Source organism: Rhizobium sp. ZK1 (assembly GCF_047782645.1).
Classification (GTDB): domain Bacteria; phylum Pseudomonadota; class Alphaproteobacteria; order Rhizobiales; family Rhizobiaceae; genus Rhizobium.
Map to the genome: position 1 here is coordinate 996,107 of NZ_CP180587.1, position 22,726 is coordinate 1,018,832.

The following is a 22,726-nucleotide window of genomic DNA, read 5'->3' on the forward strand; positions in this document are numbered from 1 at the left end:
TGCATGACGAAATGGAAATCGCTGAAACGACTATCGCTGTTGCTTGCCGCGACCACTCTTGCCGCAAACGCCTGGGCAGATGAAGTCGTCGTCTATCACACCTGGTCGAAACCATCCGAGATTGCGGCGCTCACCGTCCTGCGGGAGGCTTGGGCCAAGGACGGTCACCAATGGAAGGACCTCTCGATAGCCCACGATTCCGGCGCCAATGTCAGCCTGATGAACATGATCACCGGCGGCAATCCGCCTGCGATCTTCATGAATTCCGATCCCGGCATCTATCGGGATCTGAACAAGCAGGGGCTCGGCGTGCCGTTGACCAAGTTGTTCGACAGCATCGGAGCGACGAATAATTTCCCGCCGTCTGTTCTGAAGAACATCACTGTCGACGGCGAGATCATGAAGGCCCCGGCCACGGTGCATATCGACGGGATGGTCTATTACAACAAGCATGTCGCCGAGGCGGCAGGCGTCGATCCGAAGTCCTGGAAGTCTCTCGACGATCTCTTTGCCGCCTTCGACAAGGTCAAGGCTGCTGGTTACATACCGATTGCGCAGGGTGGCGACCAGTTTCAGAAGGCCTATCTTCTTCAGGCCCTGATCGCTTCCGAGGAAGGCCCTGAAATCTACGATCGTTTCTACGGCGAAAAGCCTGATCGCGACGTGATCGACACCCCGGAAATGCGGGCAGCACTGAAGCGTTTCCGCCAAATCGCCGAGCACACGGATCCGGGATCCCCGAACCGCCAGTGGAATGACACGACCAATCTCGTCATCACTGGAAAGGCCCTACTGCAGATCCATGGCGACTGGATGAAAGGCGAGTTCGTCGCTGCGCAGAAGAAGCTGGGCACGGATTTCGACTGCATGAATATCCCGGGCACCAAGGCCGTCGTCGTGACCGTCGATTCCTGGGGCTTCCTCAACACGAATAACGCTGACACCGCCAAAGCCCAGGAGGACTTCGCCAAGCTTGATGTCGATCCGAAGCTGAACGCCGAATTTGTGCTGAAGAAGGGGGCAAGCCCCGTCCGCACCGATGCCGACACGACAAACCTTGATGCCTGCAACAAGCTCGTCCTGGAAACGCTGAAGGACCCGTCGAAGCAGGTGTCCAACCCCTTCAATACGGCGGACGCCGATTGGTATCGCACCATCTGGCAGGAGGCCGACAAATATTGGAGCGATCCGAGCCGCACCGAAGACGATTTCGTGCAGGCGATGCAGAACGCCTACGACCAGATCTTCTGAACCCCGACACGAAAGAACCCGGCAGAGTGCTGCCGGGTTCTTTCAATCACAGAGCCGATAGTCGAAATACAGTCCAGTCAGACTGATTCCGTCTGAAGTCTCTTGATGGCCTGCAACTGAATGCAATCTGGCGCCATTTCCATGACCTCGATCTGCGTGCCATCGGGATCCTCGATCCATGCGCCGCGATTGCCGTCGATGCCGATCTTTGTCGGTCTCGGTTTACTCGGCTGAATGCCGACTTTTGCAAGCTCTTCGAACGTCTTGTCGATGTCCTCAACGGTGAGGCAGATATGGAAGATGCCAATGGCGTCTGGGCCGGTTTCCGGCCGCTTTACGCCTTTCGGGAAAAGCTCCAGATACTGATCGTCGTTGATGCGCAGATAGACGATCCACGCCTCGCCCTGATCGTTGAACAGTCGCGTCATCTCGCGAAAGCCGAGTTTCTGATAAAAGGCCAGGGACTTGTCGAGGTCGTTGACGCGCAATGCGATGTGGCCGAGATGCTTGAAAAGATCCATGGCTCAGACCAGCCCCTTGATGCGGCGAACGGCGGCCGTCTGCATGGCGTCGGCACCAAGCTGCATCAGTTCGATGCGGTTGCCTTCGGGATCTGCGATCCAGGCCTGGTAGTTGTTGTCGACGCCGAGCTTCTTCTCGGCTGTCAGCACAACGCCGCGGCTGGTGATATCGGCGATCGCCTCATCGATGTTTTCGACCTCGAGGCAGAGATGATTGTAGCCGACATTGGCAAACGGCGGGGCGCTGTCGCCGACACCTTCTGGAAACAGCTCGATGAACTGGGTGTCAGTGATCCTGAGATAGACGATCCACAAGCGGCCGTCGCGTTCAAGCCGGAACATTTCGTCGAAGCCTAGCTTGTTGACATAAAAGTCGAGCGAGCGGTCGATGTTCTTCACACTGACAGCCACATGTCCGATCGATTTCACACTCTTCATTGCATCCTCCTCCGTATTTCCGTTGCACCCGCGCGTGCTGAAACAGTGCTCGCCGAGCCTCCGATCCGGCACTCTTTTTCGGAACGCCACGTCGGGAATAAATCGACGTGACGTTTCTTATTTGAACTGATATAAGTTCATGTATGAATTTACCGGCATTCTCGTGCCGGAGTCAATCGAAAGGAGCCGCGATTGCGTGAACTCCACGCATTGCTTATGGAAGGCGAAGCGTTGCCTGATAGGCTTGGCAGGATTTGAATGACCGACATTAGTGAAGACGCCGCGCAGAAGTACCGCATCCCCGTCATCGAGCAGATGGTGGAGGTGTTCGCGCTGCTGGAACGCACGCCGGAGGGCGCGACGATCCGCGACGTGGTCAAGGCGGTGAAGCTGTCGCGTACGACCGTGTACCGCATGCTCAACACGCTGAGCGCTTACGATTTCGTGCATCGTTCACCGGCAGGAAGCTATACGCTCGGGCGCCGCCTTCTGACGCTTGCGGCCCATGTTGCTCCGACCGTTGCAAGTTATGACCTGCTGGCGATCGCGCAGCCGCATCTGAACAAAATCTCCGAGCTGTTGGGCGAAGGCAGCAAGCTGACGGTACCGTCAGGCGACAATATCCTGGTTGTCGCCTCGGCACAGGGGCACGGCCAATATGCACTGTCGGCCACCGCCGGCCAGCGGTTGCCGTTTCACGCAGGTGCTGCCGGCAAGATCCTGCTTGCCTTTTCATTGCAGGAGGACATCGAGCGGCGCCTGACCAAGCTCGAGCGCTTTACCAACCAGACGATTACGGATCCCAAGCAAATGCTTGAAGAGCTTGCGCTGATCCGCAAGCAGAATTGGGCGCGGGACATGGGAGAGCAGATGTCCGGTGTTCATGCGATCGCAGCTCCGGTAAGGGATCATCAAGACACGGTCATTGCGGCTGTCAGCGTTCCTTTCGTCACGGGGGTGGACGAAAAGCGTGTGGCAGATATCAGGCAGGCGGTGATCGCGGCAGCGCAGTCCATCACCAACGATATCCGGTCCGTGCCCCCCGAAATTCCGGCGGACCTGGCTGCTGGACCCAAGCGAGCGAATCAAAAGACGACCGCAAAACCGAAGCAGCGATAGATGCCCAACCGTTACGGGCTGCTCAAAGCCAGCCGCGTTCTAGGATATCAGACAGCCTCCCTCCCCGGGAGACGGACGGCGCATTTGCGCGTCGCCCGCTGGTCTGGGAGGAAACCCTATGTGAACTTGCCTTCCTTCAGGTGCTGCGGGATCGGGTCCGGGCGGCCGCAACTGCTGCGGATGGCGACCGGCCGCTTCGACTGGGCAGATCGTTCAAAGGCGGTCATGACCTCAAGCGCGTGGAAGGCGAGTTCTGACGAGACGCGATGTGGCCTGCCGGAGCGCAACGAATCCACCATCTCGGCAGCGCCTAGTCCCCTGAGGCCCAGATGGCCGGGAACGCCTTCGACATAAGGATGGTCGACGGCGACCTCTTCCCAGGTTTCGCCCCCCTCGGTGAAGATCTCGACCTTGCCCGTGAAATTGTTCGGGTCCGGCGTCACCATCGAGCCCTTGGAGCCATAGATCTCGATCTGGTTGTGCTTGTGTTTGATGACGTCGAAGCTGGTAGCGATCGTCACGGTCGCGCCGCTGTGGAATTCCATGACGCCGGTCAGATGCGTCGGCGTCAGCACCTTGATCGTTTCGCCGAACCGTGGCTGCGTCTTCACGGTTCGCTCTATGCGGGTGACCTTGGCAGCACCGAAGACTTCGCGGACCGGCCCCAGAAGGGCAATCAGATTGGTCACATAATAAGGCCCGACATCGAGCATCGGCCCTCCGCCACGACCGTAGAAGAAGGCCGGATTGGGATGCCAGTGCTCGTGGCCGGGCAGAAGCAACATCGCGGTCGCGGAAATCGCCGTGCCGATGCGTCCCTCATCATAAAGACGACGCGTCAACTGATGGCCACCGCCGAGGAACGTATCGGGGGCGCAGCCGAGCCGCAGATCGCCGGCGCGGGCGAGCGCCATCAGTTCTTCGGCCTCTTCCATCGAAACGCCGAGCGGCTTTTCCGAATAGACGTGTTTGCCGGCAAGCAGCGCCCTCTTGCTGATCGAATAATGGGCGGTCGGCGTGGTCAAGTTGATGATGAGGCCGATTTCGGGATCGGCGAGCATTGTAGCGAGCGACACCGATTGGACACCGAACTGCTCGGCGAGCTTGCGCGCCGGCTCCTCATAGAGGTCGTAGATCGACTTCACGCGAATGAAATCGAACATATGCAGTGTGGCGACGTAGGTGGCGCTGATGTTTCCAGCGCCAACGATGCCGACTTTCATGGGGCTGTTTCCGCTCATTCTGGTTCCTCAGGTAATAGTGATGTCGATTTCGGCGGCGCAGTCGCGCAGATAACGGATGCCGCGTTTCATTTCGGAATCGAATTCCGGCGTGGCTTCCCGAAAATGGGTCCAGTGCGATGCACCGGGCGCATCCTCAAGCTCCAGGGTGATCGGCCCGGAATAGCCTATTGTGCGCAGCGCCGCGAAAATCGCCGTCCAGTCGATCTTGCCGCGGCCAGGACGCCAATGAGCATTGGTGTGCCCTTCATTGTCGGAGAAATGCGTGTTGTAGATCCGGTCTGCAAGCGACAGCACCACGTAGTGCGGCATGTCACCAGCAGGGAAGAGATGGCTGGGGTCGAAATTGAGCCCGAGATTGGGAGCCCCGGTGCGCTCGATCAGCCGCAGCATGCCCTGCCCGGAACTGACCCAGCGATAGGGATGCGGCTCGATGGCGACGCGCAGCCCGGCATCCGCAGCAATGGCGCAGGCTGCAGCGAAACCTTCGACGACGACATCGTATTCCGCAGTCCAATCCCACTCGGGCCGAACGGCTGCCGACCATTCCTGAGCCGTCGGCCTCTGCAGGATCGGACGTACTTCGGATTGGAAGGGATAGGGAGTCATGCTTGTCATGATCGGTGTGCCGATCTTTGCCGCCAGCTCGACGCCACGTTTATATGCATCCAGGTCCACATGCGAAACCGGCGCACCGTCATCACGTGCGAATGGCAGATTGTAGAAGAAGTTGGTCAGCGTCAGCCCTTCACCGTCGGCAATTGATTTGAGCTCGCGGATCGTCTCGTCGGTGTAGTAACCGAGCATGTCGACCGACCATGCGGTCAGCTCGAATCCCTTGCAGCCGGTAGCTGCCAGCCGGCGCAGCGGCGCTGTATAAGGTGGGTTCCAGTTGAACGTCCAAATTGGCGAGCCGAAAAAAAGTGCTTGAGCACCCACGCCGTCCTCCCATCATTGTCGCAGTGGCTTGTCTTGGCTCTTAAAGCGCTCCAACCCGCTCCAAATGCCAATTCGTAACGTTACGAATGCATAGTGAGGCTTAAGCTGTCAACGGCTTCTGTCATGGAGCTTTTGCCGCATTGCGGCAAGGAAGGTGAATTCGTAACGTTACGAATAACTTACCTGTGCCGGATTTTTGGGGATTTTCAGCGAAGGCTGAATTCGCTGCGGCGTTCGACAAAACTTGCGTGGACGATCTCGGTCAGGCCGGATGCCGGCTCGCCCTGCATCGACCTGTAGAGAAGATCGCTCAGGCGCTGTCCGATGACGAAATTCGGAAAATAATAGGTGCTGAGCGGCGGATTGTAGAAGTCGTGAAGACGACTGCCGGAATAGGTCAGGATGGAAAAATCCTCGCCGACCTTTCGACCAAGATCGGCCAGAGCGGAAACGAAGCCGAGGGCCGCCTCGTCGCTTGCAACGAAGGCGCTGGTCACGTCTGGATATTTCGCAAGCGCATCCGCGGCAATCTTCTTGCCGCTATCAGGCGTGGTTGCGGTAAAGAACATCCTCTCGTCGGGAACGGTCAGGTTCCTGCGGTTGAATTCGCTCGTCCAGCCCTTGATAAATTGCAGGCTGTAGGTGAACTGGCTGGAGGGCGCGACGAGCAACGGCGCCTTGTGCCCGGCATCGAGCAGCCGCGCCGCCGCCGCCGCGCCGATCTCCTCATGCTCGATATCGATGCTCGGATGTTTGCTGAGCAGCTCAGTGCGGCCGAAGGTGACAAAGGGCATGCCGACTTCCAGCAGATATTTCACCCGATCGTCCTGCGGCCTCGTATGAGTAAGGATGACGCCGTCAACCGTTCCCTCTTCGACAAGATCCCGCACCGTTGCCAGCGGGTCGTCAGCCTGAAACTGCGGGGCGACTGTCGTGCGATACCCACGTTGCTTCATTGCACCGCAGAAGCCCTCGATCAGCGAGGCAACGACGATATTCATCTCGCCGTCTCGATGGAACGGCATGATGACGCCGACAGCATGGGTTTTTCCCGTTCTCAGATTGATGCCTCCGAGGTTGGGACGGTAGCCGAGGTCGGATGCCGCTTTCTTGACGAGGTCGATCGTCTCGCGGTTGACCTCGGGGCCATCCTTTAGCGCGCGACTGACGGTCGTGACGGACAGGCCAAGCAAGTTCGCCACCGTGCGCAGGGTCACCCGCTGGGCAGCCCTGCGGGATGCCGCCAGTTTTGCTTGATCCGCCACCCAGATTTCCTCCACTTCGACAATCGACGCCGCTACTGCAACACGGCAATCTCTAGCCTATCATGGGAGTTGCGTGCAAAGGGAGCAGCCATATCCGAAGCCGATCTCTGCGGACGCCTGGTAACAGTAGCTTCGGCTAGCCACCCGACCGCCGTTCCCGTAAAAGCGGATAACCATTTAGTTATTTGGCAACCCTGAGGTATTCATCATGAAACTCTATAAGCTTCCGCAGACGGACCTCGACGTGTCCAGCATCATCCTCGGGATGATGCGGATCGCCAAAATGACGAACGGCGAAATCCAACAGCTGGTCGGCGCCGCACGGGATGCCGGCGTGACGTTTTTCGACCATGCGGATATTTATGGCGGCGCGCCTCATCGCTGTGAGGCCCGTTTCGGCGAGGCGATTTCTCTTAACGCCTCCGAGCGTGAGAAGCTTGTCATCCAGAGCAAGGTCGGCATCCGCAAGGGATTTTTCGATTTCTCCGCCGAGCATATTCTGGCCTCGGTGGATCAGTCGCTCGCAGCCCTGCGAAGCGACTATCTGGACGTGCTTCTGCTGCATCGCCCTGACACGCTCGTCGAGCCCGAGGAAGTCGCAACAGCCTTCGACACGCTTAAAACGTCGGGCAAGGTCAGGCATTTCGGCGTCTCCAACCACACACCCGGCCAGATCGAACTGCTCAAGACCGCTGTCAAGCAACCGCTCATCGTCAACCAGGTGCAACTCAGCATCACCCATGCGCCGCTGATTGCATCAGGAGTTGCCGCCAATATGGCCGGGCTTGACCAGTCCGTCGATCGCGACAACGGCCTCCTCGACTATTCCCGGATCAACGGCATGATGCTGCAGGCGTGGTCGCCGTTCCAGAAGGGCTTCTTCGACGGCGTATTCCTCGGCGACCGTGAAAATTTCGCCGATTTGAACGACGCCATCGACGAGCTCGCGAAGGCCTATGGCGTCACCCCGACCGGCATTGCAGTCGCCTGGATCACCCGTCATCCGGCAAAGATCCAGGTCGTTCTCGGCACCACGAAGCCGGAACGTGTCATCGAAGCCGCGGCCGGCTCTTCTGTCTCGCTGACTCGCGAGGAATGGTACCGGCTGTTCAGGGCTGCAGGACATACGCTGCCTTGACCTGCCGCGATGATACGGCCGTCTGATTACCGGGCGGTCGCCACTGCAATTGCCGGCATCACAGCAAGTCGCTTTTAACGAGACAAGGCAAGGCTCAAACGCAGAGCCGCCGCTTGAGGCCGGTGATTTCCGATTGGTCCAAGCCTATCTGCGCGAGATAGGCGCCAACGCCGCCGTAACGTCTGGCAAGGTGCCCGAGTGTGCGGGCCATGCTGTGCGGCGCCGATGCGAGAACCACATCCGCGAGGCTCGAAGGCACGCCGCGTGCGACCGCCCGTACATGGAGGTCGGCAAGCAAGGGAACGGATATCGATCCGGTCAGGGCGTAATCTTCGATGATAACAGCTTCGTCGACGCCGGCATGGGCGAGCAGCAGAGCGGCAATGATACCGGTGCGATCCTTGCCGGCCGTGCAATGGAAAAGAACGATCCCGTCCGATGCGTGTGCGATCATCGTCAGCACCTTGGCGATCGCCGGCTGACAATTGTCGAGTGCTTGGCAGTAGCGGTCGCTCATATCGAAATCGGACGATTGCGCTGCCATCATTTCGACCGGCGCCAAAGCCGACAAGAGCGGGACGTTGTCGTAACGGACCCGCGCATCATCCGTAAAAGGATTGGCCTCCTGGGCGATTTCCTGCGGATTGCGCAAGTCGATCACCGTCTTGACCCCGTAAGCGATCAGCGCCTCGATATCGGCCGCACTCAACGCATGCAATGTGTCGCCACGCAGAACCGAACGCCAGCGCGTCAGTCCACCGTTGCCGGCCGGATAGCCACCAAGGTCGCGCACGTTGCGGGCGCCAGTGAGTGCGATGAGTCTTTCATAATTTTGCATGATCAGCGGATTCCGGATTTCATGAAGGATTCGATGACGTGTCGCTGGAGAACGAGATAGATCAGTAGGATCGGCAGGCTGGCGAGTGCCGCCGCCGCCATCAGCGGTCCCCAGAGGTTACCCTCCTGGGTCATGAACATCTGCAAGCCAATCTGCACGACGGAGTTCTCTGGCTTGCGCGACAGTAGCAGCGGCCAGAAATATTCGTTCCAGGCGGAAATGAAGGCGATGATCGATAAGGAGGCGATGGGGGCGCCCATATTCGGCGTGACGATCTGCCAGAGGATGCGGAAGCTCCGTGCGCCATCCATGCGCGCAGCCTCCAGCACTTCGGTCGGAAAGGCCCGCATGGCATGATAGAGGAGCAGGATCGCAAATGCGTGGGCGGCATTCGGCACAACGAGACCCGTCAATGTGTCGAGCAGCCCTATCCTGGAGGCGAGCACGTAGTTCGGGATCATCGTGACCTGGAAAGGCACGAGCCAGGACAAGGCAATCAGGCCATGGACGACAGACGATAGCCGCATGCGCCAGCGCACCAGCGCGTAGGCGGCAAACATGCCGGTCACGACCTGCAGCAACGCAGTCGCGGCTGATACGAGCGTCGTGTTGAAGAGCATCTGCAGCATCGGCACACGCGTCAACACGAAGAGGTAATTGTCGAAGGTCGGATGGGACGGCCAGAGCGCGGTGGAGAAGGTCTCGTTCTCAGGTCGCAACGATGTGACGATCATCCAGTAGATCGGAAAGATCGAAACGAACGAGAGCACGACCATGACGGCGTGTACGCCGAACTTGCGCCCGAACCCGCGGGTCGGCGCCGATCGGCTCGGCCGGTGGTCGTCGAGGGCATCAGTTGTCATAGAAGGCAAACCTCTTCGTCAGCCACATGCAGATGGCGGCAAGCACAGCGAAGCCGGCAAAAGCGATCATGCCGGCGGCCGAACTCCAGCCGGCCGAAAGCGTTTGGAAGCCGTATTCCCAGAGCAGGTAAAAAATGTTGGTCGTCGACTTCAGCGGGCCGCCATTGGTCAGCACGTTGATATAGGCAAAGCTCCATTGCGCGCCGAAAAGGACCGTCATCATCGACAGCAGCAGGATCGTCGGCGAGAGCAACGGCAGGCGAATATCGCAAATGATGCGCCAGCGGCTGGCACCATCAATACGCGCGGCTTCGATATAGGACGGGTTGATGCCCGCATTGGCGGCGGAAAAGAGCAGCGTCGAAAAGCCGATCAGCTTCCAGCCGGTGATCCAGGTCAACGTCGGCAGGGCATAGAGAGGATCGGTCAGAAAGCCGACGCGGCCGAGCCCCAGACTATCGAGGGCAAGCGTTACAAGCCCCTGATCTTCGTTCAGCAGCCAGCGCCACAGGACGGCGGCAACGACGGGAGCGATGATCATCGGCACGAAGATCATCGTCCGGTAGATCGTCCGGGCGCGACCGCCGAGATCCTGCGTCCAGATCGCTACGAATAGCGGAATGATCACCGACATCGGAAACAGGCCGATCGTGTAACAGAGCGTGTTCCAGAGGGCGTTGCGCATTTCCGGCAGAGCCAGCAGCCGCTGGTAGTTCGCTAGCCCGACAAAGCGTTGCGGCGATGTCGGCAGCATGTTCCATTGGTAGAAAGACAAACGAAACGTCTCGGCAAGCGGGACGTAGGTCCAGACCATCAGGAGGACGAGGGCGGGCGCCAGATACAGCCAGGGAGAAATGGTAAAGCGTTCGCGGGTGATTTGCGATCGTGCCGAAGCCGCTTTCGTCGAGGCGGGGCCGGCCACCTCTGCCTGGATATCTGTCATTGGCGAAAGCTCCGATCGACTGTCGATAAAGGGCGGCCTCGTTGCCGCCCCTCACATTCCTCGTGAAGACTGCAACTTACTTATGGCATCAGGTCCTGACCCTGCTCCTGCGCACCCTTCAGCGCTTCGACCGGGTCGCCGCTTCCGAAGACGGCTTCGCGGACGCCGTCCATCATCATCTTCTCGACCTGGCGATAATTCGGTCCGGGAAAGGCGATATTGGCGGTCAGACGGTCGAGCTGTTTGATGTTGGCCCGGAACATCGGGTTTTCCTTGAGCCAGGGGCCGAGATAGTTCGGATCGTCGACGATATCGAGGCGCAGCGGCAGGTAGCCGATCTTGCTGGTGATGATCGTGTAGGCTTCTTTGCTCGTCAGATATTTGAGGAGCTCATAGGAGGCGCGCTGCTTGTCCGGGTCCTTGCTGAAGACGAAGAGGGCGCTGCCGGAATTGGTCGGCGCCGTCGGCTTGTCGCCAAATGAAGGCATCGGAGCAAGGCGCAGGTCGAACTTGCCCTGGGCCGACTTTTTGACGCTGGAAAGCAGCGCGCTCGTATAGAGGAACATACTCATGTTACCGGCGGCAAACGTGTCGGACGCGCTGGCCGGATCGATCTTGGCATGCGCGCCGCTGTCGACCATGCCACGCAGCATCTTGACGGCGTCCGCCGAGTCCCCGTCGGCAAAGGTTAGCGTGTTGCCGTCGCGCACCTTGCCGCCGTTCGACATGACGATCGACTGATAGACGAAAGTGCCGTCGGTCGGGCCATAGGCGCCGGGGAAGAAGCCGTTCTTGCCGGCTTTTTCCTTGATGGCCTTGCCGGCAGCCGCGACATCGTCCCACGTTCTCGGCGGCTTGTCGGGATCGAGGCCCGCCTGCTTGAAGAGGTCGGCATTGTAAAACAGGATCGGCGTCGAGAAGGTGTAGGCAAGGCCATAGGTCTTGCCGTCGACCTTGCCGAGTTCGAGCCCCTGCGGGATCATGCCGGTGAGCTGATCCTTCAGTTCGTTCGCATCGACCATGTCTTCGAGGGCATTGGCGCCGAGGTCGCTGGCGATGTAGATCAGGTCACGGAAGACCAATTGCGCCACGTCCGGCTGCTTGCCGGCGACGATATCGGCCTGCACACGCGACATGATCTCGTTGGACGGGACGGCAACGGTCTCCACCTTGATATTGGGGAATTTCTTTTCGAAACCGGCAATCAGTTCCTTGGTCGCATCGGCTCCGGCGCTCGCCGAAGCGAGATTGTAGTTGTAAAAGCTGATCGTCACCGGCTTGTCGACGAATGCGGGCATTTCGGCGAATGCGCCTGATGGTAAGAGCGAGGCGGCGGCGAGCGCTCCCGTGAACTTCAACGTGGTTCTGCGCAACATGTATGTCTCCTGACGTTCATTCGGCAGCGATGGGCACGGCCCGTGCCAACAGCATTTCGAGTGGATAGGTGTTGAGTTCGGCGCGGTCGGACGGCAGCGGCACGAAGGCCATGGTGAGGCCGGACGGGCGGATGGTGCCGATGCCGAAAGAGGCGCCGCGCACCATGCGCAGAATGTCGGTGCGCAGAATATCGGTCGCCGCATGCTGGCCGGTGCCGACGACGACGGGGATGCCGTGCCAGACCGAAACGCGATCATGATGGATATGTCCGCTGAGAATGCCGATGATGTTACGGCCCTTGAGCAGCGCGCGGAACCGTTCCGACTGCGGGAAATGAATGGTCCGCCAGTGGGTTGTATCGGGTTCTTCACCCAGAGCCGGTGGATGATGAACGACGATGAGCTTCGGCAGGTCGGGATGCGTATCCAGCGTTGAGGCCAGCCAGTCGAACTGTTCCGGATCGATCGTGCCGCCGATCAGCGCGGGTGTCGAGGAGTCGATCGTGACGATATGGATGCCGTCGACGACGACATCGTGATCATAAGGAGCGTCCGGATCATCCGTCGCAACGCCCATTCCCTCGTAGAAGCCGGGACGCGTGTCGTGATTGCCAAGCGCGTAGATGACCGGCACATCGAGCCGCGCATCCATGATTTCCTTCAGCCGGCGGAAGCTTTCCGCATCACCGCGATTGGTGAGGTCGCCGCTGGCGATCACGAATTGCGGCTTGGGCGCGACTGTGGCGACCAGATCGAGCACTTGGCTGAGCGTCTCGGTCGTATCGCTGTAGAGATGGTCATCATCGGCAGTGCCGATGTGCAAGTCGGTCAGATGAATGAAAGTGGTATCGCGGCGCATCGGAAGGCTCCCTGACGGTTCTCTCATGGGACCGATAGAGGGGGCGTGTTTCGCGGGCGTGACGGATTTCGAATGCTGTTCGAAACACGTTCAGACCTGATCGGACGTAGGTCAGGAAACCCGACGGAACATCGGCGCAATGACCTCCACGATTCGCGCGATGACGAGATCCGGATTGTCGAGATCCATCTGATGATTGGTGAGAACCTCGGTTCTCTGCCGGCTGCGGGTGACCTGCGAGCGGATGCCGAGCGCACAGTTCAGACGCCAGCCGATATCCACTTCATCGAGCCAGGGTGCGATCCGCTTCAATTGCGGGATAAAGGCCCGGTGATGCTCGACATCCTCGATGATGCGCCGGTAGTGAGGCGCACCGTCACGATGGCTGTGTGCCATTGAGGTGAAGTGCGACAGCACGGGATAGCTCGACGTCGGATCGGTCGCCCAGCGGATCGATGGGCCGACGAGAGCTGCTATTACCTCGTCGATATCAGGAGGATTGGGCGCCCGTCGATCGACGGCTTTCTGCAGCAGGCTCAGTCGCTCGGTGTTTAACCGGCGATAGACACGCTCCGCAACTGCGGTGATCAATTCTTCCTGAGACCCGAAATGATAAGCAATCGCCGAAGGCGTCGCCTGCGCCTGGATCGCAATCCGGCGCGCCGTCAGCTCTTCGAGGGCATGCGCCTCGCAAAGCAGCAGCTCGCAGGCGTCCATGAGGCGTTTTGCAGTGACGTTCGTTCGACTGGACATGAGGTGCGCACCTTCACCCAATGACCTAGACCGCAAGTATGTAGCCCGGATGACGCAATGCGATGAAAGTTCGGAACCGTCCATTGCCGGCCATGATGTACATCGTTGCTCGCAGCTCGATTCCAAACAGTGCCCGGTGCTGCCCTCAATATGAGGCCAGCAGGTTCTGCCCGAAATCCGGCTCGACACCGAGGATCGGTGCGACGCGACTGATGATGTCATGCACCATCGGAGCTGCCGTGTTCGTCGCGAAGGTAAGACCGTGCTGGCCGGTCAGCGGTTCGTCGATGAAGGACAGCACGACATATTTCGGGGCATCGATCGGGAAGGCCGCCAGATAGGCGTTGAAACTCAGCGTGTGCGAATAATGGCCGTTCACAACTTTATTCGCCGTGCCTGTCTTGCCGCCGACATGGAAGCCGGGCACGTCGGCGGTGCGCCCGGAGCCTTGTTCGCCATTCAGCTTGAAGAGAGCGCGGATCGTGTCGCTGGTGCTTTTCTTGACGATCTGCTGTTCGGTTTTCGCCGCCGCTTCCGCCGAGCGCGGCAGGAAGGTCGGCTCTATGAGCTCGCCGCCGTCGACGAGGGCGGCACCGGCAACCGCCGTCTGCAGTGGCGTGGTCGCGACACCATGGCCGAAGGAGATCGTGATCGAATTGATCTTCTTCCAGACTTTCGGCTGTGTCGGTGTTTTCACCTCCGGCAGCTCGGTCTGCATCTTTGTCAACAGGCCAAAGCGGGTCAGATAATCCTTCTGACGATCCATGCCGACCAAGTCCATCATCCTCGCCGTGCCGATATTGGAGGAATAGCGGAAGATCTCCGGAATGGTCAGCCAGCGGCGCGGCACATCATGGTCGTCATGGATTGTGAAGCCGCCGTAATGCAACGGCCCAGTGGCGTCGAAACTGTCGGAGAGTTTCACCGTGCCGCTGTCGAGTGCCAACGCCATCGAGAAGGTCTTGAATGTCGAGCCCATTTCGAAGGTGCCGTTCGACATGCGGTTCAGCCAGCCTTCGCTGCCTGTCGCCTGCGGGTCATTCGGATCGAAATCGGGAGCGGACGCCATGGCGAGCACCTCGCCGGTATGGACGTCGAGGATGACGGCGCCGGCAGCCTTGCCCTTGTATGTGGTGATCGCATCGGTGACGACGTCATGAACGACATTCTGCGCCCGGATGTCGATCGACAGCCGCACCGGCTCCAGATTCTCGCGCACTGCGAGCCCGGTGGATTCCAGATCCGAAAGGCCCTGCGTGTCGAGATACTTCTCCATGCCGGCCATGCCCTTGTTGTCGATATCGACATAGCCGAGAATGTGGGCCGCCGTGCGCCCGCCGGGATAGAAGCGCTTTACTTCCGGACGGAAGCCGATGGCGGGAAGGCCGAGGGCCAGAACCTCGCTTTGCTGCTTCGGCGTCAGCTGGCGACGCAGCCATGTGAATTGCGAACGCTTGTCCGACAGTTTCTGATAGAGCGCCTTCCGGTCGAGCTCCGGGAAAAGCTGCGTGAGCTTCTCGACCGCTTCATCCACATCGACCATATGGCTCGGCTCGGCAAACATCGAAACCGTGCGGATATCGGTCGCCAGAAGCTCGCCGTTGCGGTCGAGAATATCAGGCCGGGAGGCCATGATCGGATTTGGCGGAATGCTCGATGTCGTCGTGTCGACGACAAGTCCATAGTAGATCAGCTTGCCGAACATCCCGGCGTAGACGATGCCGAGGACGCCTGCGAGAGTGACGATACGGCTTCTCGCCTGACGTGCCGTTCCCGTCGTTTTGCGAGCGGCCCGCGTGAAGGAGGCAGATTCGAAGGTGAGTTTCACCAGCCGACCGCTTCTTACGCTGATACTATGAATGATCGACATTGCCACACACCGAGAACAGAACGCACCAGCGCATAACCCACCTGTCGGCATCGGCTATCGAGGGGGATATGTGCGGATTTAAAGCCCCACGCGGCGGAACGCATTCTCACCGCTCTGGCAGAACATTTAAACCTCTCTCCATCTGCGACCTGGATGGTTAACAAGGTCTTATCCAACTGCGTGTGTTTTTGTCGCAGTTACCCGACGCACACCGCACCAATGGCAACTTCCCGATTTAAAACGATTTTAAAATGTACACTTCAAAAACTAATCGATTTTAATTTTATGGTTAAATTTTTCTTGTTGCAGCGCAAAAGGATTCACGCCTTAATCCCTGCGAACGGTCAATTTGCTCTGTCGAGGAACGCACATGACAGTGACATTTCCGCTAACAGAAAAGCGCAACGCCGATGAGCTGCTAAAGCACCTGATCCAGCACAATCTCTCCTATCCGGGAAACTGTGCCGTTTCGCTCAAGGCTCACGTCGCCCTCGTCACGTCCTCCCATACGTTCGCGCTAGGGACTGCCCGCACGGCATGGTAGCGCTCGAAAAGCCGGGCTCCGATTTCGGCGATCGCGTCGATCTTAATCCTCCCGAAAGGCGCGCAGGATCTGGTCGGAGAGCGGCTTGACGAGATAGGAGAGTGCTGTGCGGTCACCCGTTTTGATCATCACCTCGGCCGGCATGCCGGGAACGAGCGTGAGGCTCTTCAGCTTCTCCTTTTCGGCTTGCGGGATAGCGACGCGCACCAGGTAGTAGGACTGGCCGGACCGTTCGTCGATGGTCAGATCGGCCGCAATTCGGCTGACGATGCCACTCAGCTCTGGTGTCGTGCGAAGATTAAAAGCGGTCATGCGCAACAAGGCGGCGTGCCCGATCTGAATCTGATCCACATCCTTCGGTGCGATCTGAACTTCAAGGGCCAGATCATCGCCTTCCGGCACGATCAGCATGATCGGATCGGCAGGAGAGATCACCCCACCCACAGTATGGACCGCCAGTTGGTGCACGACGCCGGATTGCGGAGCGACAATATCGATGCGTTTCAGGTCGTCCTCGGCTGCCACTTTGCGTTCGACATATTCGCCGATCTGAGCCTGGACCTCCCGCAATTCGCGGCCGACTTCGGTTCTGAGATCCTGATCGATCTGCAGGATCTGTAGCCGTGTTTCCGTGATCCGGCCGGCCGACTGGGCCTGGAAAGCAATCTTCTCGCCGCGTTCGCCGCCGAAGGTCGCAGCCTGGGTTTTGAGGCCGTTCAGCCGCTGATCGGAAACGATGCCCTGTTCGCGCAACCTGTTCAGAGCGGATATTTCTGTATTCAGAACCTCTATCCCCTCGCCATAGGCAACTTCCTGGGCCTTCAGCCCGGCGATTTCATGCTCGAACTGTTCGATGCGCTGATTGAGCTGGGCTTTCTGCCCTTCCCTCGCGTCCCGCCGAGATTGGAATAATCGAGATTCGCTATGGATGGCAGCAGCCACCTCAGGATCCTTGTCGGCGGCAAGCAGCCAGTCTGGAAAAGCGATCTCGTCAAGATCGTCACGTTCGGTTTCAAGCCGCGCAAGCCGCGCAGCCAATTCGTTCAGCCGCTTGGTGACGATCGCCAGGTTGGCGCGGGTCTGGGTGGCATCGAGGCGCATGAGCACGTCACCGGCCCTGACCTCATCCCCCTCTCCGACAAGGATTTCTCCAACGACCCCGCCCTTCGGATGCTGGACCTTCTTGACGTAGGAATCGACAACAAAACGCCCCGATGCAACGACCGCTCCGGCGAGATCCGTCACCGAGGCCCACGCCCCGGCACCTCCGACCATCGCGAGCGAAGCGATGACGCCCACCATCAGGTGGCGACGGATTGAACGGCTGACTTCGCGATCATCAATGTCGGACATCGGCATCCTCCTGACTATCCGCTATGGCGCCATTTGCTGCATCGGATGTCGCCTGGGCGACGTTTGCAATCACCCGCAGCGGTGCAGTGCTCACGCCGGTTGCTGGAAAGCCCCGGCCAGAGTGCAAGCCCGAGCCGCTCTTGAGAACTTTGGAAAGCACCTCGTCACGCAGACCGAAGGCCTTTTGCCTGCCACCTTCGATCATCAGCACATGATCGACGATCCCAAGTGCACTGGGTCTATGGGCAACGACGACGACGATACCCTTGCGATCGCGAACCGCGGCGATGGCCCTGACAACAGCGGCTTCACCTTCGGCGTCCAGATTGGCGTTGGGCTCATCGAGGACGACCAGAAACGGATCGCGATAAAGGGCACGCGCAAGGCCGATGCGCTGGCGCTGACCGGCCGAGAGCGCGGCTCCGCCTTCGCCGATTTGCGTCTCGTAGCCGAGTTCGAATTTCAAGATGAGTTCATGGGCACCGGCCGTGCGCGCCGCGGCGATGATCGCGTCTGCGTCAGGAGTTTCCTCGAATCTCGAAATGTTTTCGGCAATGGTTCCGTCGAACAGCTCCACGCCCTGCGGGAGATAGCCGATATGCTCACCGAGTGTGGCGCTGTCCCACTGGTCCAGGCTGGCGCCATCGATCCGGACCTTGCCCGCCGACGGCTGCCAGGCGCCGACCAGGATTCGCGACAAGGTCGACTTTCCCGATCCGGATGGACCGATCACGCCGAGTGCGTTTCCTGCGACCAGCGAGAAGCCGAGCCCGGCCAGCGTTGGTTTTCTTTCGCCCGGAGGCGCGACGGTCACCGCCTCGATGCGCAACTCACGTTCGGGGCGCGGCAGAGCCGTGACGGGCTTCGCCTCAGGGATCTTGCCCAGCAGGTCCTGAAGCCTCGCCCAGCTCTGGCGTGCCATCAGAAACGGTTTCCAGTTGCCGATTGCGAGTTCGACGGGTGCGAGCGCCCTACCCATCATGATCGAGCTTGCGATCATGATCCCGCCCGTGGCCTGCTGAGTGATCACGAGATATGCGCCGACAGCGAGAATGGCGGACTGCAGCATCATGCGCAGCGATTTCGACAGGCCTCCCAAGCCACCGCCGATGTCGCCGGTCCGACGGTTGGCCGCAAGATAGGCGGCGTTGACCTTCAGCCATCGTTTGGCGAGCCGCGTTTCCAGTCCCATCGCGCGGACGACTTCCGCATTGCGACGAGTACCTTCCAGAAGACCGTTGCGGATCATGTTCTGGGCAATGGTTTCGCGGATAGGACCTTGCGACAGGGTGTTCGTGATCAGCGTCAGCGAGACAAGGATGATCGCGCCGACGAGCGCCGTTACACCGATCCAGATGTGGAAGAGGAAACATATGCCGAGATAAAGCGGCATCCACGGAAGGTCAAAAAAGGCCGTGGGGCCTGTGCCCGACAGGAAGCCGCGGACGTTGTCGAGATCCCGCAATGGCTGCAAGCCATCACCGTGGGGTCGACTGACCAATGGAAGGCGTATCACGGCCTCATGAACGCGGGCGCTGAGCTTTCCGTCAAATCGCTCGCCGATCCGCAGCAAGACACGGGTGCGGACGATATCGAGGATCGACTGGAATGCGTAGAGGCCTGCGGCAAGTACCGCCAGACCGATCAGCGTCGGAACGCTGCCGCTTGCGAGCACGCGATCATAGACCTGCAGCATGAACAGGGGCGACGTCAGGGCGAGCAGGTTGACGACCCCGCTGATGAGGGCAATGCTGACGACATTGCTCTTCAGCGGGAGGATCGTCGCCGCAGCAAAGGGCTGCGACGACGTCCGAACCAGAAATTGGTTCCTCATCGGCCGATCACGCAACGAAGATCAGATCGGAGCTGTCAAGCGTGCCGCCGCCTGCGAAAGCGACGTCAATGCTGTTGCCGGCGTAGGAGATCGTCGAGCCGGAAATACTGCCGCCAGCCGTGACGAAGTCGCTGTAATCGTCCCAGCCATAACCATCGAGAACAATCAGGTCGTTGCCGTCAACGAAGTCGGTGATGGAATCATCGCCCCATCCGCCGGCATTCAGATCGGCGCGATAGTAGAAGGTGTCGAAGTCGCTCGCACCGGCGCCCGTCAGCACGTCGTCACCGGCAAAGCTGTAGAGGGTCTCGCCGAGGCCGCCGCTATTGCCGGTCTGCGTCGTGCCCTGTTCGCCGAGATAGTCGTAGAGATGCGTCAGGTCGGCGAAGTTGGAGAGGTAGTAGATCGCATAGGTGAACGCCGTAGAGGCGGTCGCGTCCGACAGGTCCAGCGTCAGCACGGTGCTGAGATCATAGCCGGCCGCCGTGCTGCCGGTCAGATGCGAGCCGAATTCCAGCGTGTCGAGCGAGCCGACGAAGCCGCCCGGCGGAATGTAGCTGAAATCGCCGTTGAGAACCACGCCCGACTGGGCAGTACCGGCATTGCCGGCGACCCACTGGTCGTAAGGCGCCGAGCCCGGGCTGAACGAGCCATGGCTGCGATATGAGAAGGAGTTGAGCCACGTGGTTTCGAGATAGTTGACCCAATCGGGCGCACCGGCGGGGACCTGAATTCCTACACTCATTGTCTTTCTCCATTGATGGTTGGTTGTCCGTCGGTCGACGAACCTCGGATCCGGGCCTGTCGGCCGGGAAATTGCTTAGAACTTGAAGTTGAGCGATGCCGTCGCCGTGCGTCCCGGTCCGGGCAGGCTGATTGTCCCGAGCGCCGGGACGTAGGCGACATCGGTCACGTTGTTGACGGCAAAGCGGAGCTTGACGGTGTCGTTGAAGGCGTAGGACCCGTATATGTCGTAGAGCGAATAGTCTTCGGTGACATAGTTGCTCGCCAGCACGCCGATATTGGGCGATGTGCCGCCGACATGGGTGGCGCGACCGCCGATCGTCAGCTTGTCGTCGAAAAGCCGCATGCCGGCATCGATGGTGAACTTGTTGCGCGGCGGCACGAAAATAATCGAGGGCTCGATCTCGTAGCTCGCGCCGTCGTAGCTGTAGCTGGTGCCGAAATCCGTCTTGAGATAGGTATAGGAGAGGCCGGCATACCATCTACCTGCATCGTAGCTCGCCTCCAGCTCGATGCCTTTCATGCGCGTCGTGCCGTCGACATTGACATAGGAGGCATAGTCGCGGCCCGTTTCGGCGCGATGAACTGTCCCGAGCGCGATATAGTTTTCGATCTTGCGGTAAAAGCCGACGGCCTTCAGGCGCACGCTGTCGTCAGCGGACAGGAGCCCGTCGGTCGTGGCATTCACACCAAGCTCGAACGTGTTGCCTTCCTCGGCCACGAGATCGGGATTGGGAGCGTTCTCCACGAGATTGACGCCGGGGTGACCGCCCGTCAGGAAGGTTTCCATGATCGTCGGAGGACGGAAGCTGCGCGAATACTTGGCGAAGGGCTGCAGCCAGTCGACGGGTTTGACGGCGAGCATGGCGGAGGGCAGCAGCGCGCCGTCCGAATTGTCGACCGGGATGACATTTTCCGGATAGACCGTTACGCGATCGATAGTGCCCGTCCATATCCGGCAGGTCACGCCGTCGGGGAAGTACAAGCGGCATCTCCGGTTGTCGATAGTCTTGACTTCCAGACCGTAGAGCGATGCATCGCCCGACAGATTGTAATAGTCGTAGCGTAGGCCGGCCTGCGCCATCAGCCAATCGTCATGTTCGAACGTGGCATTGGTAAAGGCGCTGTAGACGTCGCGATCACCTGACGGGGTCGTGCCGGTATAGGTGGCCGTCATATCGACGCCATTGAGAAAATAATCCTCGAGCGTCTCCGTCTTGCCGCGATCGAAGAAGGCTTCGACACCGTAGTTCAGCGAAAGTGAACCGGCCGAAGTTTCGAAGCGGCTGGTATTATCGATGCTGAAGCCCAGTGTGCCGAGAGCGTAATTGACGGGGAAACCATCGTCGTTGATGGCCGAGCCGTAGCGCTTCTCGCGGTTTCGCGTGTGGTTGTACCAGAGGCGGGCGTTGAGATCGATGAGCTCGCTGTCGGGATCCCAGTGAAGGCTGCTGGTGATCGTATCGTTCAGAACCTGCTGCGTATCTTCATCGAGGTCGCCATCGTTATTGTAGGAGCCCTGGCTGAAGTCGGAATCGTTGCGAAGCCAGGTCAGCGACGTATCGAGATCGTCGGTGAGCTCCGCCTCGGCCTTCAGCAGGTAGGAGTAGGAGTCCTGCCCCGTGAAGATTGCCGCTCCGTCATGCACGGAGCTGTCATAGAGCTTGATGTCGCCATTCTCGCCGATGTCATAGGCGCCAATCTTTTTGTGGCTGATGCCGCCGAGCACCGAGAAGCTGTCCGACAATCTGACCGCCGCCATGCTTGCGCCATCAAACTGGAACTCGTTGGTGCCAACGGTCGCGTTTGACTCGCCGCCCCACTGGCGGCCGTCTTCTATAAGATCATCGGCTTCGATGGTTCGGAAGTTGACCGAACCGCCGAGTGCGCCGGCTCCGCCAACGCCTGAGGTGCCGCTCTTTTCGACGTCGATTTCACGGATGAAGGCAGTTTCGACATAGGTTCGCTGCGTCGATCCATGACCGTTGCGCTGAAAATTCTGCCTTGCCCCGTCGATCATGGTGACGACGCGGTTCTGGTCCTGGAGGCCGCGAATATTGACCGTTACACCGGGGTTTTGCCCTTCGGAACGGTTGGCATAGACGCCGGCGGCGGTATCGAGCAGGTCACGTGCGTTACGGGCGGGAGAGCTTTGAATAGCCTCCCTGGAAATGACACTGACGCTTGCCGGCTCGTCGTAGACCCAGTCGGGCGTGCCGCGATAGCCCGCGCCGGAACTTGCACGCCGGCCGCCCTTGATGACGATCGGAGCAAGTTGGGTGACACCTTCCTCCTGCGGAATGGCATTCACAATCTCGGCGCTGCCGATCATCGCTGCGCCGCCATCTCCGGAAATATGGGCCGATATTCCCGTTCCCGACAGCATTCGATCAAGCGCGTCGGCAGGCGTCAATCGACCGACAACGGCGCTGGTGTTCACAGAGCCTGTCGGCGTCGACGACAAAGTGATCTGCATACCGGATTGACGCCCAAATGCACGGATTGCACTCGCTAAGGACTGGGATGGGATGTTGAAGGGGAGGACGGTGGCCGCTTGCGCTTGTGCCTGATCGGCCGGAGCCGACTGCGCGTGAGCGTTGATCGCAACCGATAAAATCGCAAAAGCCGTTGTCGCCAACAACCGTGCTCGCCAGGCGTGCCCGCCCGCTTGGCGCGCGCCGTTGAGCCTCAGAACCCCTACCCTCACTCGCATGCTCACTCTCGTCTCTCCAGTCGTTTGCGCCGATGCCGTGCTCGGCGCTTTCAACGAAATGACGATTGGCTCTCAGAGTTTTTTCAGGGTTTTCGGCTGGGGTGAGCTAAATCTTGATAATTAC

The 22,726-nt window shown here is 59.5% G+C and carries 20 protein-coding genes; 4 read left to right on the forward strand and 16 right to left on the reverse strand.

Annotated features, from left to right (window positions below; translation table 11 throughout):
- Positions 1-3: 3 nt before the first annotated feature.
- A complete protein-coding gene (locus ACK9YZ_RS27210) occupies positions 4-1,251 on the forward strand; it encodes an ABC transporter substrate-binding protein (RefSeq protein ID WP_216760640.1) in 1,248 nt (415 codons plus the stop codon).
- A gap of 77 nt (positions 1,252-1,328) precedes the next feature.
- Here ACK9YZ_RS27210 and ACK9YZ_RS27215 read toward each other — a convergent pair whose 3' ends face one another.
- Positions 1,329-1,772 (reverse strand): VOC family protein, encoded by a 444-nt coding sequence (locus ACK9YZ_RS27215; protein ID WP_216760639.1) that lies wholly within the window; start codon positions 1,770-1,772, stop codon positions 1,329-1,331.
- 3 nt (positions 1,773-1,775) lie between these two features.
- On the reverse strand, positions 1,776-2,210 hold the full coding sequence (locus ACK9YZ_RS27220; protein ID WP_216760638.1) for a VOC family protein: 435 nt from the start codon (positions 2,208-2,210) through the stop codon (positions 1,776-1,778).
- 258 nt (positions 2,211-2,468) lie between these two features.
- Between ACK9YZ_RS27220 and ACK9YZ_RS27225 the strand changes: the two genes are divergently transcribed.
- A complete protein-coding gene (locus ACK9YZ_RS27225; RefSeq protein ID WP_216760637.1) occupies positions 2,469-3,329 on the forward strand; it encodes an IclR family transcriptional regulator in 861 nt (286 codons plus the stop codon).
- Positions 3,330-3,445: 116 nt separating this feature from the next.
- Here ACK9YZ_RS27225 and ACK9YZ_RS27230 read toward each other — a convergent pair whose 3' ends face one another.
- The 3 genes from ACK9YZ_RS27230 to ACK9YZ_RS27240 form a co-directional block, all read right to left on the reverse strand.
- Entirely contained in the window at positions 3,446-4,570 is a 1,125-nt protein-coding gene (locus ACK9YZ_RS27230) for a Gfo/Idh/MocA family protein (protein WP_216760636.1), read from the reverse strand.
- Positions 4,571-4,579: 9 nt separating this feature from the next.
- The gene (locus ACK9YZ_RS27235; protein ID WP_216760635.1) at positions 4,580-5,509 is read right to left on the reverse strand and encodes a sugar phosphate isomerase/epimerase family protein; all 930 of its coding nucleotides are present in this window, start codon (positions 5,507-5,509) and stop codon (positions 4,580-4,582) included.
- Between the two features lie 206 nt (positions 5,510-5,715).
- Positions 5,716-6,774: a substrate-binding domain-containing protein gene (locus ACK9YZ_RS27240; RefSeq protein ID WP_216760634.1), complete on the reverse strand. Its 1,059-nt coding sequence runs from the start codon at positions 6,772-6,774 to the stop codon at positions 5,716-5,718.
- Between the two features lie 208 nt (positions 6,775-6,982).
- Between ACK9YZ_RS27240 and ACK9YZ_RS27245 the strand changes: the two genes are divergently transcribed.
- Entirely contained in the window at positions 6,983-7,912 is a 930-nt protein-coding gene (locus tag ACK9YZ_RS27245) for an aldo/keto reductase (protein WP_216760633.1), read from the forward strand.
- A 94-nt stretch (positions 7,913-8,006) separates the two neighbouring features.
- Here the strand turns inward: ACK9YZ_RS27245 and ACK9YZ_RS27250 are convergent, their stop codons facing one another.
- From ACK9YZ_RS27250 to ACK9YZ_RS27280, 7 genes are all read right to left on the reverse strand, one after another.
- Complete coding sequence (locus ACK9YZ_RS27250) at positions 8,007-8,750, reverse strand: tyrosine-protein phosphatase (RefSeq protein WP_216760632.1); 744 nt, start codon at positions 8,748-8,750, stop codon at positions 8,007-8,009.
- 2 nt (positions 8,751-8,752) lie between these two features.
- Positions 8,753-9,613: a carbohydrate ABC transporter permease gene (locus ACK9YZ_RS27255; RefSeq protein WP_216760631.1), complete on the reverse strand. Its 861-nt coding sequence runs from the start codon at positions 9,611-9,613 to the stop codon at positions 8,753-8,755.
- Positions 9,603-10,556: a carbohydrate ABC transporter permease gene (locus ACK9YZ_RS27260; protein WP_416068334.1), complete on the reverse strand. Its 954-nt coding sequence runs from the start codon at positions 10,554-10,556 to the stop codon at positions 9,603-9,605. The genes ACK9YZ_RS27255 and ACK9YZ_RS27260 overlap by 11 nt, the downstream gene beginning before the upstream one ends.
- Before the next feature lie 80 nt (positions 10,557-10,636).
- The gene (locus tag ACK9YZ_RS27265; protein ID WP_416068335.1) at positions 10,637-11,932 is read right to left on the reverse strand and encodes an ABC transporter substrate-binding protein; all 1,296 of its coding nucleotides are present in this window, start codon (positions 11,930-11,932) and stop codon (positions 10,637-10,639) included.
- A 16-nt stretch (positions 11,933-11,948) separates the two neighbouring features.
- On the reverse strand, positions 11,949-12,791 hold the full coding sequence (locus ACK9YZ_RS27270; protein WP_416068336.1) for a metallophosphoesterase family protein: 843 nt from the start codon (positions 12,789-12,791) through the stop codon (positions 11,949-11,951).
- Between the two features lie 111 nt (positions 12,792-12,902).
- Positions 12,903-13,544, reverse strand: a complete 642-nt coding sequence (locus ACK9YZ_RS27275) for a TetR/AcrR family transcriptional regulator (protein WP_416068337.1) — start codon at positions 13,542-13,544, stop codon at positions 12,903-12,905.
- Between the two features lie 145 nt (positions 13,545-13,689).
- A complete protein-coding gene (locus ACK9YZ_RS27280) occupies positions 13,690-15,414 on the reverse strand; it encodes a peptidoglycan D,D-transpeptidase FtsI family protein (protein ID WP_416068338.1) in 1,725 nt (574 codons plus the stop codon).
- 370 nt (positions 15,415-15,784) lie between these two features.
- Between ACK9YZ_RS27280 and ACK9YZ_RS27285 the strand changes: the two genes are divergently transcribed.
- Complete coding sequence (locus ACK9YZ_RS27285) at positions 15,785-15,958, forward strand: hypothetical protein (RefSeq protein ID WP_183732908.1); 174 nt, start codon at positions 15,785-15,787, stop codon at positions 15,956-15,958.
- Between the two features lie 42 nt (positions 15,959-16,000).
- Here the strand turns inward: ACK9YZ_RS27285 and ACK9YZ_RS27290 are convergent, their stop codons facing one another.
- From ACK9YZ_RS27290 to ACK9YZ_RS27305, 4 genes are all read right to left on the reverse strand, one after another.
- The gene (locus ACK9YZ_RS27290) at positions 16,001-17,311 is read right to left on the reverse strand and encodes an HlyD family type I secretion periplasmic adaptor subunit (RefSeq protein WP_416068339.1); all 1,311 of its coding nucleotides are present in this window, start codon (positions 17,309-17,311) and stop codon (positions 16,001-16,003) included.
- Positions 17,298-19,145, reverse strand: coding sequence for a type I secretion system permease/ATPase (locus ACK9YZ_RS27295; protein WP_416068340.1), 1,848 nt, complete (start codon positions 19,143-19,145; stop codon positions 17,298-17,300). The genes ACK9YZ_RS27290 and ACK9YZ_RS27295 overlap by 14 nt, the downstream gene beginning before the upstream one ends.
- 7 nt (positions 19,146-19,152) lie before the next feature.
- Positions 19,153-19,890 carry a heme acquisition protein HasA gene (locus tag ACK9YZ_RS27300; RefSeq protein WP_216760625.1) on the reverse strand — a complete coding sequence of 246 codons (738 nt, stop codon included), beginning with the start codon at positions 19,888-19,890 and terminating at the stop codon, positions 19,153-19,155.
- 75 nt (positions 19,891-19,965) lie between these two features.
- Positions 19,966-22,365, reverse strand: a complete 2,400-nt coding sequence (locus ACK9YZ_RS27305) for a TonB-dependent hemoglobin/transferrin/lactoferrin family receptor (protein ID WP_416068341.1) — start codon at positions 22,363-22,365, stop codon at positions 19,966-19,968.
- Positions 22,366-22,726: the final 361 nt, after the last annotated feature.